Source organism: Chryseobacterium sp. MA9 (genome assembly GCF_024399315.1).
GTDB lineage: Bacteria > Bacteroidota > Bacteroidia > Flavobacteriales > Weeksellaceae > Chryseobacterium.
Map to the genome: position 1 here is coordinate 467330 of NZ_CP075170.1, position 13308 is coordinate 480637.

Annotated in this window: 16 protein-coding genes; 8 read left to right on the plus strand and 8 right to left on the minus strand. The window is 36.3% G+C overall.

What is annotated here, in order from left to right; all coding sequences use genetic code 11:
• Nucleotides 1-6 precede the first annotated feature (6 nt).
• From KIK00_RS02100 to KIK00_RS02125, 6 genes are all read right to left on the minus strand, one after another.
• Nucleotides 7-2817 (minus strand): TonB-dependent receptor, encoded by a 2811-nt coding sequence (locus KIK00_RS02100; protein WP_255814925.1) that lies wholly within the window; start codon nucleotides 2815-2817, stop codon nucleotides 7-9.
• Nucleotides 2818-2950: 133 nt separating this feature from the next.
• Nucleotides 2951-3334: a hypothetical protein gene (locus KIK00_RS02105; protein WP_255814926.1), complete on the minus strand. Its 384-nt coding sequence runs from the start codon at nucleotides 3332-3334 to the stop codon at nucleotides 2951-2953.
• A 67-nt stretch (nucleotides 3335-3401) separates the two neighbouring features.
• Nucleotides 3402-3935 (minus strand): Crp/Fnr family transcriptional regulator, encoded by a 534-nt coding sequence (locus tag KIK00_RS02110; RefSeq protein WP_255814927.1) that lies wholly within the window; start codon nucleotides 3933-3935, stop codon nucleotides 3402-3404.
• A gap of 14 nt (nucleotides 3936-3949) precedes the next feature.
• The gene (locus tag KIK00_RS02115) at nucleotides 3950-4486 is read right to left on the minus strand and encodes a TetR/AcrR family transcriptional regulator (protein ID WP_255814928.1); all 537 of its coding nucleotides are present in this window, start codon (nucleotides 4484-4486) and stop codon (nucleotides 3950-3952) included.
• Nucleotides 4487-4556: 70 nt separating this feature from the next.
• The gene (locus KIK00_RS02120; RefSeq protein ID WP_255814929.1) at nucleotides 4557-5270 is read right to left on the minus strand and encodes a hypothetical protein; all 714 of its coding nucleotides are present in this window, start codon (nucleotides 5268-5270) and stop codon (nucleotides 4557-4559) included.
• A 138-nt stretch (nucleotides 5271-5408) separates the two neighbouring features.
• Nucleotides 5409-6290, minus strand: a complete 882-nt coding sequence (locus tag KIK00_RS02125; protein WP_047375519.1) for a cupin-like domain-containing protein — start codon at nucleotides 6288-6290, stop codon at nucleotides 5409-5411.
• Between the two features lie 235 nt (nucleotides 6291-6525).
• On the opposite strand from KIK00_RS02125, the gene KIK00_RS02130 reads away from it, so the two are divergent.
• From KIK00_RS02130 to KIK00_RS02145, 4 genes are all read left to right on the plus strand, one after another.
• On the plus strand, nucleotides 6526-7821 hold the full coding sequence (locus KIK00_RS02130; protein ID WP_255814930.1) for an Ig-like domain-containing protein: 1296 nt from the start codon (nucleotides 6526-6528) through the stop codon (nucleotides 7819-7821).
• Between the two features lie 61 nt (nucleotides 7822-7882).
• Nucleotides 7883-8122: a hypothetical protein gene (locus tag KIK00_RS02135; RefSeq protein ID WP_255814931.1), complete on the plus strand. Its 240-nt coding sequence runs from the start codon at nucleotides 7883-7885 to the stop codon at nucleotides 8120-8122.
• Nucleotides 8123-8241: 119 nt separating this feature from the next.
• Nucleotides 8242-8517 carry a hypothetical protein gene (locus tag KIK00_RS02140; protein ID WP_255814932.1) on the plus strand — a complete coding sequence of 92 codons (276 nt, stop codon included), beginning with the start codon at nucleotides 8242-8244 and terminating at the stop codon, nucleotides 8515-8517.
• A 91-nt stretch (nucleotides 8518-8608) separates the two neighbouring features.
• Nucleotides 8609-8773 (plus strand): hypothetical protein, encoded by a 165-nt coding sequence (locus KIK00_RS02145; RefSeq protein ID WP_156118363.1) that lies wholly within the window; start codon nucleotides 8609-8611, stop codon nucleotides 8771-8773.
• A 49-nt stretch (nucleotides 8774-8822) separates the two neighbouring features.
• Here the strand turns inward: KIK00_RS02145 and KIK00_RS02150 are convergent, their stop codons facing one another.
• Nucleotides 8823-9965: an MFS transporter gene (locus KIK00_RS02150; protein ID WP_255814933.1), complete on the minus strand. Its 1143-nt coding sequence runs from the start codon at nucleotides 9963-9965 to the stop codon at nucleotides 8823-8825.
• Between the two features lie 106 nt (nucleotides 9966-10071).
• Here KIK00_RS02150 and KIK00_RS02155 point away from each other — a divergent pair, with 106 nt between their 5' ends.
• The 4 genes from KIK00_RS02155 to KIK00_RS02170 all read left to right on the plus strand — a co-directional run bounded on the left by KIK00_RS02155 (nucleotide 10072) and on the right by KIK00_RS02170 (nucleotide 12719).
• On the plus strand, nucleotides 10072-10428 hold the full coding sequence (locus KIK00_RS02155; RefSeq protein WP_047375509.1) for a helix-turn-helix domain-containing protein: 357 nt from the start codon (nucleotides 10072-10074) through the stop codon (nucleotides 10426-10428).
• 49 nt (nucleotides 10429-10477) lie between these two features.
• Nucleotides 10478-11473, plus strand: coding sequence for an MsnO8 family LLM class oxidoreductase (locus KIK00_RS02160; RefSeq protein WP_255814934.1), 996 nt, complete (start codon nucleotides 10478-10480; stop codon nucleotides 11471-11473).
• Nucleotides 11474-11537: 64 nt separating this feature from the next.
• Nucleotides 11538-12092 (plus strand): AAA family ATPase, encoded by a 555-nt coding sequence (locus tag KIK00_RS02165; RefSeq protein WP_255814935.1) that lies wholly within the window; start codon nucleotides 11538-11540, stop codon nucleotides 12090-12092.
• Nucleotides 12093-12155: 63 nt separating this feature from the next.
• The gene (locus KIK00_RS02170; protein WP_255814936.1) at nucleotides 12156-12719 is read left to right on the plus strand and encodes a DUF6624 domain-containing protein; all 564 of its coding nucleotides are present in this window, start codon (nucleotides 12156-12158) and stop codon (nucleotides 12717-12719) included.
• 179 nt (nucleotides 12720-12898) lie between these two features.
• On the opposite strand, the gene KIK00_RS02175 is transcribed toward KIK00_RS02170, so the two are convergent.
• Nucleotides 12899-13234: a nuclear transport factor 2 family protein gene (locus KIK00_RS02175; RefSeq protein ID WP_255814937.1), complete on the minus strand. Its 336-nt coding sequence runs from the start codon at nucleotides 13232-13234 to the stop codon at nucleotides 12899-12901.
• Nucleotides 13235-13308 lie beyond the last annotated feature (74 nt).

The window sequence follows — 13308 nt, forward strand, 5'->3', positions numbered from 1 at the left end:
TGTATTTTAAAAATCAAATTTCACTCCCATCGTAAACCTCGGTCTGTAATATTCAGCCTGAGCGGTTCTGCTCTGGATTCCCTGGTAGTATCTTAACGGCTGATTGGTCAGATTATTGGCTTCTGCGAAAACTCTGAGCTGGCTTGTAATCTTGTAAGAAGCATTGGCATCAAGAAAAAACTGTTTGTCATAATAACGGTCGTCAAAAGCTTTTCCTCCCAGTTCATCAATATAATGAGACGCATAGTTCATGGAAACTCTGGCTGAAAAACGTTTATTCTCCCACGAAAGAGATCCGTTGAACATATGAGGGGCAGCTCCGGGAAAACCTACATCTGTTCTTTCAATACCTTCTTCATTGGTGATTCCTTTTGCTTTGGATTTGGTGTAAGTATAGTTCACATAAACTCCAAGTCCCTTCCAGAAAGCGCCGGGAATAAAATCAAGCTGTCTCTGTAAAGCCACTTCAAAACCATAAATATCTACATTGTCACCATTACGCTGCTGGGTAAACTTCCAGTTGCTTTCTCCCGTAGGAATTGGATTTGACTGTCCTGCAAAATCATTCGCAAAATCATTTGCAGTATAATTTCTTTTGGAATAGGTATAAATAAAATCCTTCAGGTTTTTATAAAAAACTCCTCCGGAAAGAATCCCTACAGACTTAAAGTACTTTTCCGCCATAAAATCAAAATTATACGCATAGGTTGCTTTTAAGTTTGGATTTCCGGCTGCAACAATCTCATCTTCTGAAATCACGTTAAGGTAGGGAACCAGTGAATAATAATTGGGACGGGCAAGAGCCGTGGTAAATGCTGCACGAAGCACAAGGTCCTGTACTGGAACATATTTGAAGGAAATATTGGGAAGTACGTTTGTATACGTATTGGTATTATTGATTTGTCCTACCAGGTCTTTTTCATTCATTACATAGTTTCCGGTGTAATCAATATTAGTTGTTTCAATACGTGCGCCAACGATCATTGATAATTTATCATTGAAATCCTGATCCCAACGGATATAACCTGCATAGATCTGCTCTTTTGCATTGTAATTGCTGGAAAGATACTTCTCAGGCTTTAATTTACCATTAAATAAAACAGGATTGAACAGATCAAGGTTTCCCAGATATGATGGGTCAACGAATGTTCCCGGAACATAATTTCCCGGCTGAAAGTTTTGACCGTCAAGGTTTATCGTTGGTACGGATAAGAGACTTCCCATAGTGTTAACAGGAGTAAAAGCATAGAAATCATTTTCTCTTTCTTTTTTCTTCAAACGCATACGGAAACCGGTACGAAAACGTCCTTTCTGGCCATCAATTACAGAAAATGGGAAACGGACATTGACTTTTGCTCCCAGTTCCTTTTCCTGTGTAAAGTTGTTGGCATCCGAAAGATCGCTCAGCTTATAACTGCCCAAATTATCTGCAGCAAGGAGATTGAACATTGGCTTTTCTGGATTACTAAGGTCAGGAGAGAAATTCATTTTGCTGTTTTCAAACTCTATATAACGCTGGTGAGGCTTATCTTCACTTGCTATTGCATAGTTGACAGACCAGTCAAGATCTACCTTGGAGCCTAATAAATGTTCTCCCCTTAAAGCATAGTTCTGAACTTTCTGTTTTTCAAGACGGGTGTTGTCATTATCAGCATCACCTCCTTTATTCTGTCTTGTGATACTTCCTTTCCAGTCTGTAATTTCTGTTTCATCTGCATTGTAGACCGGTTTTATTTTATATCCTAATGCCAGCCTGGTTTCTTTATCATTTCTGAAATTATACATTGCAGAAGCATAGATCTTGTTTTTGGAATTGAATTCATAATCCATATTAAGATCAAAACTATGTCTGATACGGTGTTCATTATAATAACGTACACCCATTTTACTTACATAAACTGTTTGGGCCAGATCATTTGCCTGGCTCCATACAGGTTCTATATTATCCGAACCGAAATTGTTGTTGTTATAAGAAAAGCTGAATACAGCGCCTAATTTTTTATCTAAAAATCTGTTTCCATACACAAATCCGGCTGTATAATTTCCTTTTTCACGGATTGGATTGTATCCTCCGGCAACTGTTGCAGAAATCCTCTGTCCATTCGGAGAAGCTCTTGTAATAAGGTTTACAGAACCTCCAATAGCATCGGCATCCATATCAGGAGTCAGAGTTTTATTGACTTCTATGGTGGAGATCATGTCAGAAGGAATCAGGTCCATCTGGACGTTACGGTTATCCCCTTCAGCAGAAGGAATTCTGTCACCATTCAGCGTAACGGAATTAAGATTGGGAGCCAGTCCTCTGATAATAAGATTTCTGGCTTCTCCCTGATCATTCTGTATGGTAACTCCCGGAACACGCTTCAAAGCATCCCCGATATTGGCATCAGGAAAACGCCCGATCTGGTCCGAAGAAATCACATTGGTAATATTGGCATTGTTTTTTTGCTTGTTTAAAGCCCTTGCCTGATTTTTTAAAGTAGCTCCTGACACTACAACTTCTGCAATAGACGTTTCTTTTTTGTCGAAAACGATATTCTGGCGGGTGTTTTTCTCAGACTCAACTGTCACATTATATTCATGTACGCCGTAACCAAGATAATCAATTTTCATAGTATAGCTTCCCGGGGGAACATTCAGGAAAACAAAATTTCCGTGTTCATCCGAGGTTGTATAGATATTTCCCGGCGTCAGGGAGATTTTGGCTCCTGGCAAGGCTATTTTCGAATCGTCGTTGATGTTTCCGGAAAGAGAACCGGTCTGTGCATAGAAAAAAATAGAGGCACAAAATAAAACAGATGTAAAAATTTTTTTCACTTTTTTTATTTTTAGATAAAAATCACAACAAAATTAAACGTCTGTTTGGGGAAAGTGTTGAAGAGAAAATTAAGGTTTTCTTAAGAATTGTTAATATAGAAACTGATCATTGAAGGTAATATAAAGTTGTTACCTACCTTTCGGATCCCAAATTCTTTGCAGTTTCATCTCCCTCTATCAGTAAAGTCAACTCATCACATCGTATAATTTTATGATTCTGAATGGTAAATTCAGCCAATACTTTATGAGAAACCTTACTTCCGTCTTTTAGTGTAGATTTTGCTATATGATTGGTAAAGATGATATTACCATTTTCAGCATGGCTGAAGATCTCAATTTCTTGTTCAGCCACTTTTTCCTTTAGCTTTTTGATGTGCAGGACAAATTCTTCGTAATTGAGCTGAGTATGATCTACACGCTGAATGTATTGTTTAGAAAAATATTTTTCAATTAATAATTCGTTAAATAGGGGATTTTCTAATACCTCTTTGAATACCTGTTGGATAAAATGTATCATAACTTTATTATTTTGAAACAAAATTACCTTACAGATTAATGACTGAACGATAACAATTGTAAAGAAATTATCTGCGGTTTCGTATTCTGCTTAATGAAACACTCGTGATCCCAAGATAAGAGGCAATATAATGCTGTGGAAACCGTAGAAGAAGCTCTGGTCTGTTTTTGAGAAGCTGGTTATATCTTTCCTGAGGAGAATCTCTAATAAAAGAGATCAGCCGTTTATTGATTTCACTGAAACGTTTATAAAAAAGTGGATGAAAGATGTGTTGAAATTCCTGATCTTCCATGAGTTTGTGAAAAGTGTCAACGCGTACTTCATACACTGTAGAGGGTTCTAATGTTTCAATAATAAATTCACTGGGAGTACTGTTCAGGAAGCTGTCAAAAGAGGAAACAGCTTGATTTTCTGTTATAAATTCCAAGGTGAGTTCTCTTCCATCCTGATAGAAAAACTCTCTTAAGGCTCCGCTTTTTACAAGGAACATCCTATCTGAAACCTTTCCTTCATCAAGGAGTACTGTTTTGGCAGGGTAAGTAACTTCAGCTAATAAATGAAGCTCCGTTTTTAAAAAAGAATGAAAATCTGGAATATTCATATATAGTGGCTGGGTTAATGGGAGGCACTCAATAGATCCTGCACGATAATTTTAGATTTTTCGATCAGTTCATTCGATCTGTAGAGCTGGCTGGTGAGTATTGAGCTTTCAAAAAGAAGGTAGATATGGGCTGAAGCAATATCGTCCTGGATGTCTTTATTGAAGCATTCTCTCAGCTTATTTTTATGATAACGGATTACCTTATGAATCTCTTCTTTATCAGCAGGAATTTCAGATAAAATATTCAAAAAGCTACACCCTCTGAAGTCTTCTCTTTCATTCATATCAACCAAAAAATCAAACGACTTCAGGATTTTTTCCTGTACTGTATTTGCTTCTGATGTAAACTGTTCAAGCTCAGAAGCCCAGTAGTCATATCTTTTATTGAGAAATTCAATACAAAGTTCATCTTTAGATCTGAAATGCTGATAAAAACTTGCCTTTGATACGTTTGCCTCTTCAATGATCTGATTGATGCCCGTATTGTTGTAGCCTTGTCTATGGAAGAGAACCATGGCAGTGCTTAGTATTCTTTCTCGCGGTCGGGGCATAATGTAAGATTTTTTGCAAATTTAAAAAAAATATGAACAGACTTGTATGTTGGTGCATGATAGATTGATTTTAAATAAATCCTCTGGCATAATAAAGCTGAATAACAAAAAAGAGTACTGTGAAAAACCACACAATATAAGGATGGTAACTAAAATTATTTTTCAGAATATAGTGCAGCGCTTTGAAAAGCTTAAAGACACCAATAATTCCAATGATAATAAAAACCAGAAAAGCCAGAAAAAACAGATAATCTCTTGTCCCATAGGTACTCACCTTGCCAAAACGATCCAGATAAGCTTCTACATTTAGGGTTTGTCCCAAAAACATAGCCGAACTGATCAATATAAAAAATGGAGTAGAGGTATACACAGTGGTATAAATGAAAGAAAACAGCAAAGTCCGGAAAGTGGCTGTATTTATTTTTTCCTTTTTGTACCATAATAAAGCAACGCTGAATAGTACTGCAGTAATATTGTTCATCAGAAATATAAACAGAGCTTTCTCTACCATACTTAATCCCTTGATCTTTGAAATAATATTGTGTTCACCTCCATAATCCATTAAAAGAACAGAGATAATGACAGAGGTATAAACGGAAAGCTTAATGGGAGAAAGATAATCCTGAAAACGTTCAGTCTCTTCTTTTTCCATCTCGTGTACAGAAAGATCATAGCAGCGGCGGGGATCCTGAAACAATTTGAAAATGGTAACCGGAACCAACAATATTTCAATAATAATCTGCAGGCACAGCTTCTCAAAACTATCGATCAACTTTTCAAACATATACACGGGTATTAGGGAACATATATGCAATTTAATTAAATTTTAAACGATATTTCAAAAAATAGAGCCTGCAAATAAAAAAGAGTGGATGATTTAAATACAATCATCCACTCTTTTATGGGGTGAAAACGTTTCTTATTATTTAGGAAGTCCTTTTCTTAATGCATTATTTGCTATTTCTACCGCTTTTCTTTCTTTCCAGTCCATATACCTTTTTTTGTATCGTCCTTTCATGAAATTATCAAAATTACGCTGAACAGCAAGATTCCAAAGAGAATGTGCTTTTACAGCCCAGCTTTTGTCCCATGCACGCAGGGAAATAGAGAAAGACCCATCCAGATATTTCATCCAGTGCCACCAGCCGGTAGGCATGAATAAAGTATCTCCGTGTTCCAAATAGCATTCAATTCCTTCAATACCATCCAATGCCGGAAACTTTTCAAAATCAGGATTGGCAATATCATAATCTTCCAGCGCGTAAGTAGCATATGGGAGCTTGTAAAGCCTTGACTTCCATTTGTATTCGAATAAAAGAACATGTTTTCTTCCATTGAAGTGGGTGTGGAAAATATGAGGCATGTCTATATCATAGTGAAGGAAGGTCACAGAACCTTTACCTCCGAAAAACATACTCGGATATTTATCTAAAAATCCACCCATCAGATTCTTTGGCGGAACATAGTCGTCCAAAAGTTTTGGAGCAAATTTTATAGGATCAAAGAAAAAGATTCTTAGATCAGTAGGCTCCCTCTGAATAAGGTCTACGTAATCACGAAATTGCATTTTCGTCGTTGGAGTATTGATAGGAGCGGCAGGATCTGCTTTGGAACTGTCGTAAAGGGGAACTTCAACGTCGCCAACCACTTCTTTCATGTACTCCATCGTCCATTTTTGGTAGGCAGGCCATTTTCTTGCCATATTTCTGATTACCACTGGCTTACATGGCTTTAGATATTTTTCACGGAAATCTTCTTGTGAAATATCATCTACAATATCAATTGGTTTAAGGATTATTCCCATTTGTTCAAATTATTAAGCTAAAGTATTAAATATTTGTGACAATAAAATGGAAAGAATTAAAATTATTTGGAATTGATATAAATAAATGAGAAAATATATATTCTGAGTTCTTTTTGTTGGAGTTATTATGTTGGCTTAATAGTTTCTAAAGTCTTAAAATGTACTGTATTTATGACATAAAATGATATTTGCAAAATATAATAATTGTGTGTATCATTGTGCTATTAAAAATACCATGAAACGTTTTACAACCATTATTTTCTCGCTTGTATTTGCAAGTGTTTTTTCGCAGAAACGGACCAAAATTTTTACTTCGGATATTGATAATTTTTGGGTGGCTTATGACAGCATTCAAAACACAAACGATCATTCCAGAAAACTGGATCTGATTAAGAAATTGTATACTGATAAAGCAACAAAAGGCCTAAAAGCATTTATGAGCGCAAGAGATTATAATGACAGTCTTTATGTAAAACTTATTGAAAAGTATCCCAAATTCTGGAATTCTGTAAGACCGAATACATTGACAATTAAGACCAAAACCAACGAATTTGAAGCCAGTGTTGACAGGCTGAAGCAGATTTATCCTGAGTTGAAAGATGCCGAAATGTATTTTACCATTGGCGGGCTGAATTCCGGAGGAACAGTAAGCGGAAATATGGTATTAGTGGGAGCCGAACTTGCCACAGGGCTTCCTTCTACAGATGTTTCAGAATTCAAAGATGAATGGCTGAAAGGTGTTTTTGCAAAGCAGTCTCTGGATAATATTGTTTCTTTGAACATTCATGAATATATCCATACTCAGCAAACCGGAGACCGTAGAAGAGTTTTAAGCCAATCTATAAAAGAAGGTGCCTGTGACCTGATTGCTGAACTTGTCATGAATAAGCCTCTGGAAAGGAAATATCTTTCTTATGGAGCGGCTCATACAACTGAAATTAAAGAGTTGTTTAAAAAAGAAATGTTCACAGGTAATTTTACGAATTGGCTTTATAACGGAAGACAAAAAGGAGAAAGTGCGGATTTAGGATATTATGTAGGATATGAAATTTGTAAATCATATTATCAGAATGCTAAAGATAAAAAACAGGCAATTAAAGATATCATTGAGCTAAATTATGACAGTGATAAAGCTGTAGAAAATTTCCTTACCCAATCAAAGTTTTTCAAAGAAAAAACGAGTGATTTGATGAAGGAATACCGTAAGATGTCGCCGGATGTTGTAAAAATAGATCCGGCAAATGGTTCTGTAGAGGTAAGTCCAGATGTAAAAGAAATACGAATCACTTTTTCTAAAGAGATGGTGCCGGGATACTATTCTTTCAATCTTTCCGATAAGGGAAAAGAATACATGCCGATCACTAAAGTCATTGGGATGGAAAACAATGATAAAACTTTGGTTCCGGGAGTAGATCTTAAGCCTGATAAAGAATATGAATTTGTACTCACTAATAAAAGTTTCAAGTCTAAAGAAGGCTATTATCTTAAAAATGAGACACTTGTTATAAAGTTTAAAACGGGGAATAAATAATCTGATTATTCACTGAAATTTTCTATCTGTAATCATATAGGATTTCTTTAAAAACAGAGTTATGAAGAAAAATATATTAAAAATGTTTATCATAAACACCGTAATATTGTCTTTGATAGCCTATATTCTTGGGCTTACAGACTCTGCTTTCAGACAGGTTTATCCATCAGAAAATGGGATCTTCTATCTCATGAATTCCATGAAGTATTTTGTGCTTTGGGTTTTGCCTTACTGGTGGCTGATCATTACAGGAGGTGCTTTATTACTGACTTTTTTATATGTTATCGTGAGAAGAAAATGATACCAGGGAATCATCATATTTCTGTTGAAAATATTTATCTTTAAAATCTTCAATCTTCAGTTAATCCCATTGAAAAAACTATTATATCATTTAAAATTCAGCAGTATTATTCCAGCGGAATGAAGAAAAAGCTGGCCCTTATCGGAATGCTGATGCTGGATAAACCTATTAATATCCTTGATGAGCCATTCAATGGAGTAGATTTTGAAGGGGTTCATATTCTTTATGACATTATCAGGCAATTGAAATCCGAGAAGAAGGTAGTTATTGTGAGTTCTCATATTATTGAAACCCTTTTTCATACTTGTGATAAAATAGCCCTTTTGAAAGATGGAAAAATTGAAAAAATCTACAATAAGGAAGAATTCAGCCAACTGAATGCACTTAAATTCTAGGTGTAAAATTTAGCATTATTTAACAATCAAAATCAAAGCCGCTCAGCGATTTTTTACTAAATTACCATTTCAAACTAATAACTTATTTATTATGAAAAATCTAAAGAAAATCGCGAGACAAAGTTTAAAAACAATCACAGGAGGTCGTCCGCCTGCAGAGAGTGAGTGTATAGCATGTGGCTGTCCTACATCAACATGTTATTACAGAAATGGAAATGGCGGTGGTGGCGGTTGTGCTGACATCAGATGTGCATAAAAATTTTTATAAAACAGACCTTCCGTTATCGGAAGGTTTTATTTTTTTGTTAAAGCTTAGACTCTGTATATTTCTTTTTTATAATCAACATCATAAGAGCGAGAATCATACCTGTAATGCTTAACCATACTATATTCTCAATGCCATAATGAGTGATCCAGAATCCCCCGAAAAAAGTACCCGCTGTTACAGCGAAATTCCCGCAAGAAGTAAAAATACTGTTGATAAACTCCGAAGAATCTGAAGAAGAGGTTACATTGATATTGCTGATCAAAAAACCTCCGGAATGAATCAGTCCCCAGCATCCGATAATCCAGATCATAGGTATAAAATGATTTCCATAATATCCGATCAGCAGGTGAATTCCTGATAATAATATTAAAAATAGAAGAGTGGTTTGAAATGGAAATCTGCTCATGTATTTTCCCGCGGCTTTATTCCCAATGATACCTACCGTTCCGAACAGGAAAAGCATCAAACTGATTTGTTTTCCATTCATCCGGGTTACATTCTTTAAAAAATCTGCCATATAGCCATACGTAGAATACATGGCTGCAATAGTGAAAAATGCAAGAAAAAGCCCGATCAACAGACGTTTACTATGAAATATATGACAAGGAAAACCCTTAAATGGCCCGTTTTTATTTTGAATAGACGGTAAATAGATCCATACGCCTGCCAGAGCGACTCCATTAATAAAAGCCGTAAGAAGAAAAGAAGACTGCCAGGAAAACAGATCAGACATAAAAGTTGCCAATGGAACACCCATTACGGTCGCCAGGGTAAGTCCCGAAAAAATAATGCCCGCAGCCTTGGACTTTTCTGTAGAATCTGACATTTCTCCGGCGGCAGATAAGGCGATCGACCAGTAAACCGGATGGAAAAATGCAGGAATCATTCTGACAGCAAGAAGCAGATAAAAATTGGTGATATAAACTGACAGAATATTTACTATAACAAAAATAAATAAGGAGAAAATCAGCAGACTTTTCCTTTTAAAAGAAGATAATGCCATCAGCATAAGAGGACCGAAAACAGCAACGGTCAACGCAAAAGCACTGAGCAGCCATCCCGCTTTTTCGATGGAGACCCGGAATGCTGAAGCTATGTCTGGCAATACCCCTATAACTCCAAATTCTGTGGTTGTGATCCCGAAAACACCAAGTGCCAGTACATAAAGATTTTTGTTCATTTTCATTATTTTTTTGCAAATTTGCAGAATAGACTATCAGAAAACTATATACTTACCTTTTAGTTCTATACTTACCTTTTTGAAAGTGTAACTAAAAAACGTTTTTATGCCTGAATTTTTCCACGATAAAAGACTCTATTATACACCTATTGAATTTGCGCTAAGTCATATTGGGGGAACCTGGAAAATGCCTGTTCTATGGAGATTGCAGGAAAAACCTCTTCGTTTCAGTGAGCTTAAAAAAGATATTCCTCATATTACAGACAAAATGCTGACCAGCCAGCTGCGCGAACTGGAAGCTAAGGACATGATCCATCGTGAAGTATTTCCCGTAGTGCCACCGAAAGTAGAATACAGCCTTACGGAAAAAGGGAAAAAAGCCATTCCGGTTATTGAGACCATTATGCAGTACGGCTACGATCTGATCAAAGATGAAGGAATTGTCTTTCCGCCTAAAGAATAAAAGGTGTATTGTCTTTTTTCATACCTTCACATAAAATCTATTCTATAGTATGAAGCTGAAATTAGGGATCTTAGACCAATCACCTGTAACAACGGGAGGCAGTGCAGCCTCTGCATTGGAAAACAGTATCAACCTTGCTTTATTGGCTGAAGAAACAGGCTTTCATAGTATTATGTATTCCGAACACCATGGAGTAGAAGCTTATGGCAGTTCCAGCCCTGAACTTTTAGCAGCAATTATATTAAGCAAAACCAGCCGTATCAAAATAGGAACCGCCGGAATTATGATGCGAAACTATTCTGCCTATAAAATTGCGGAATGGGCCAAAATGCTGTCCACCGTATATCCTGAGCGCTTTATTCTCGGATTGGGAAAAGCTCCCGGAGGATTAAAAGATGCTGTCATGGCACTCAATAATCATAAACCGGTAGTTTTATCAAATATGGAAACGAAGCTGGAAGAGATCATTCAATTGATTAGAGATGAGGAAGGCATTTATGACGGACTTATTGCACAACCCACACATGTACAGTATATTCCTGAAATCATGTGGCTGGGATCAGGAATGACTTCAGCAAAAGAAGCTGCTAAACATGGGACAGGATATTCTTTCGCTGCTTTTATGAACAGTGAAAACGGAATAGAAAACACAGAAGCTTATCTCAAAGAATTTGACGGTACTCAATATTTTTCTCAGCCTTCTCTGCAGGTGGCAGTTGCAGTATCAGTAGCAGATACTATTGATACAGCCAGAAGGAATGCTTATGGAATGGCCTACCAGTTTTTACAATCCCGGCAATTAGTCAGTCCCAATGCTGTTCTTTCTCCTGAAGCTGTAGAACAAAAGATTTTGGGAACTAAAGATGAAGATGAGTTTTTCACCTTTTTAGAGAGGATTATCATAGAAACGCCACAGTCTGTGGATCATAGATTGCAGCAGATTTCAGAAAAATACAATACGGATAACCTCTTGATATTATGTAATATGTACCAGGAAGAAGATCGTATTCATACCTATAAAAGTATCATTAAAAATAATAATTAAGCCTTGCAGAAAACCTGAGATTTCTGTTGTAAACGGAGGCTGTCTTTAAAAATAAGTCAAACTGATGAAGCAGGATATTTCAAAATTATATATCATTACGGGTGGTCCCGGAGCAGGAAAAACAACGCTGTTGAATGAATTAAATAAATATGGTTTGACAACAGTTCCTGAAGAAGGCAGGAGAATTATTATGGAACAGATTGAGTCTGGAGGAGAAGGGCTTCCCTGGCTGAACAAAGAACTTTTTGCCAGTCTGATGTTTGAAGAATCGGTAAAAACCTATTTGGAAGTGAATCAGGTGACCCATTTGAAACCTGTTTTCTTTGACCGCGGAATATGGGACACGCTGGGTTATATGAGGCTTGAAAATATTCCTGTTCCGGAATTAATGACAGCAGAAGCCAGAGAAATGATTTATAATAACAATGTTTTTATTCTTCCTCCATGGAAAGAGATTTATGAAAATGACCCAGAAAGAAAACAAACCATTGAAAAAGCCATCCTCACTTTTGAATGTATGAAAGAAATTTATCAGGAATATGACTTCAATATCATTGAAGTGCCGAAAGTTACTGTAGATAAAAGGGCCCGTTTTATCCTTGACAGAGTTCTGATATAAAACTGAAATTAATAGGCTCAGCTGAGGTATATCCTATATCATCAATCAATTATCATTAATAATATGGACAATTTCTCATTTGAAAAAGAACTGATAGAACTTGCTGATAAAGATCTGACTGTAAGAGAGGATCTGCTCGCTGCCGGAAAACTGTCCGGAGGCTACCATCCTGAAATGGAAAAGGTTCATAAAGCTAATGCACAGCGACTTCGGGAAATTATAGCTGAGATCGGATTTCCAACCCTGTCAAAAGTCGGTGAAAAAGGAAGCAATGCCGCATGGCTGATTATCCAGCACGCTATTGGTGAGCCTGAGTTTATGAAAGAATGCTGTACCATGATGGAAGAAAACAGCAATGATATTAATCCAATACATAAAGCTTATTTATATGACAGGATTCAGTTCTTTCAGAGCAAACCTCAAAAATACGGAACACAGCTGACTGCTGAAGGAATAGTATATCCCGTAGAAAACAAAGAAACCTTAAACAAAGAACGCGAAAAAGTAAATCTTCCGGCATTGCCACTGGCAGAAATCAACAAAATTCCGGAACCAGAAAGCATTCCCGAAATAGATGGCCAAAATATCGGATATACGACTTGGAGAAAAAAAGTGGGCTGGATTTAAAAAAAGTGCAGAATAAAGAAAGGAACTTTGTACTTAAACTGCAATAACTTCCAACTCCCATCTTCCTGCCTCCATCTTATTTATCCACCTTTTAATTTTATTTTCAGCTGTTGAAACTGTTTTTGTATTTCAAATGTAATCTGATCAGAGATGATGTTCTTCAGGCATTCGCTCATTTTTTATTTATCCAATAAAGGTCTGGGATCAAACAAAACTTTTAAGGTATAAATCTTTCCATCTTTAATCTGATACCATCCGGAAGCTTCTATCGCTTTTTCTCCCATGTCAATAGTATACCAGAAACATACATCTTCACCAGATGTAAAAGCTTTCAGAATTTTATACTTAAACTTCATCTGCTTCATATCTTTGATGTAAACAGAAGCATTATCCCTTTTTCCCAATACTCCTATAAATTTAAAATCAGGATCAAGACAGCTTTCCGCCTTGTCAAAATTTTCTTCATTTAAATATTGAATAAACTGTTCCGCTGTATTTTGCATTGTATTGTCCATAAATATTGTTTCTATTGTTGAATACAAAATTAGTGGTTCATTGGATGTCCCACTTGTGACTATAATCACAAAAT

What these genes read in the sequence shown, in the direction of transcription:
- KIK00_RS02105 (WP_255814926.1), bottom strand. Translation starts at nt 3,334, where the DNA reads ATGATACATTTTATCCAACAGGTATTCAAAGAGGTATTAGAAAATCCC.
- KIK00_RS02125 (WP_047375519.1), bottom strand. Translation starts at nt 6,290, where the DNA reads ATGGGAATAATCCTTAAACCAATTGATATTGTAGATGATATTTCACAA.
- KIK00_RS02135 (WP_255814931.1), top strand. Translation starts at nt 7,883, where the DNA reads ATGAAGAAAAATATATTAAAAATGTTTATCATAAACACCGTAATATTG.
- KIK00_RS02145 (WP_156118363.1), top strand. Translation starts at nt 8,609, where the DNA reads ATGAAAAATCTAAAGAAAATCGCGAGACAAAGTTTAAAAACAATCACA.
- KIK00_RS02170 (WP_255814936.1), top strand. Translation starts at nt 12,156, where the DNA reads ATGGACAATTTCTCATTTGAAAAAGAACTGATAGAACTTGCTGATAAA.
- KIK00_RS02175 (WP_255814937.1), bottom strand. Translation starts at nt 13,234, where the DNA reads ATGGACAATACAATGCAAAATACAGCGGAACAGTTTATTCAATATTTA.
- KIK00_RS02155 (WP_047375509.1), top strand. Translation starts at nt 10,072, where the DNA reads ATGCCTGAATTTTTCCACGATAAAAGACTCTATTATACACCTATTGAA.
- KIK00_RS02130 (WP_255814930.1), top strand. Translation starts at nt 6,526, where the DNA reads ATGAAACGTTTTACAACCATTATTTTCTCGCTTGTATTTGCAAGTGTT.
- KIK00_RS02165 (WP_255814935.1), top strand. Translation starts at nt 11,538, where the DNA reads ATGAAGCAGGATATTTCAAAATTATATATCATTACGGGTGGTCCCGGA.
- KIK00_RS02110 (WP_255814927.1), bottom strand. Translation starts at nt 3,935, where the DNA reads ATGAATATTCCAGATTTTCATTCTTTTTTAAAAACGGAGCTTCATTTA.
- KIK00_RS02150 (WP_255814933.1), bottom strand. Translation starts at nt 9,965, where the DNA reads ATGAACAAAAATCTTTATGTACTGGCACTTGGTGTTTTCGGGATCACA.
- KIK00_RS02160 (WP_255814934.1), top strand. Translation starts at nt 10,478, where the DNA reads ATGAAGCTGAAATTAGGGATCTTAGACCAATCACCTGTAACAACGGGA.
- KIK00_RS02140 (WP_255814932.1), top strand. Translation starts at nt 8,242, where the DNA reads ATGAAGAAAAAGCTGGCCCTTATCGGAATGCTGATGCTGGATAAACCT.
- KIK00_RS02115 (WP_255814928.1), bottom strand. Translation starts at nt 4,486, where the DNA reads ATGCCCCGACCGCGAGAAAGAATACTAAGCACTGCCATGGTTCTCTTC.
- KIK00_RS02120 (WP_255814929.1), bottom strand. Translation starts at nt 5,270, where the DNA reads ATGTTTGAAAAGTTGATCGATAGTTTTGAGAAGCTGTGCCTGCAGATT.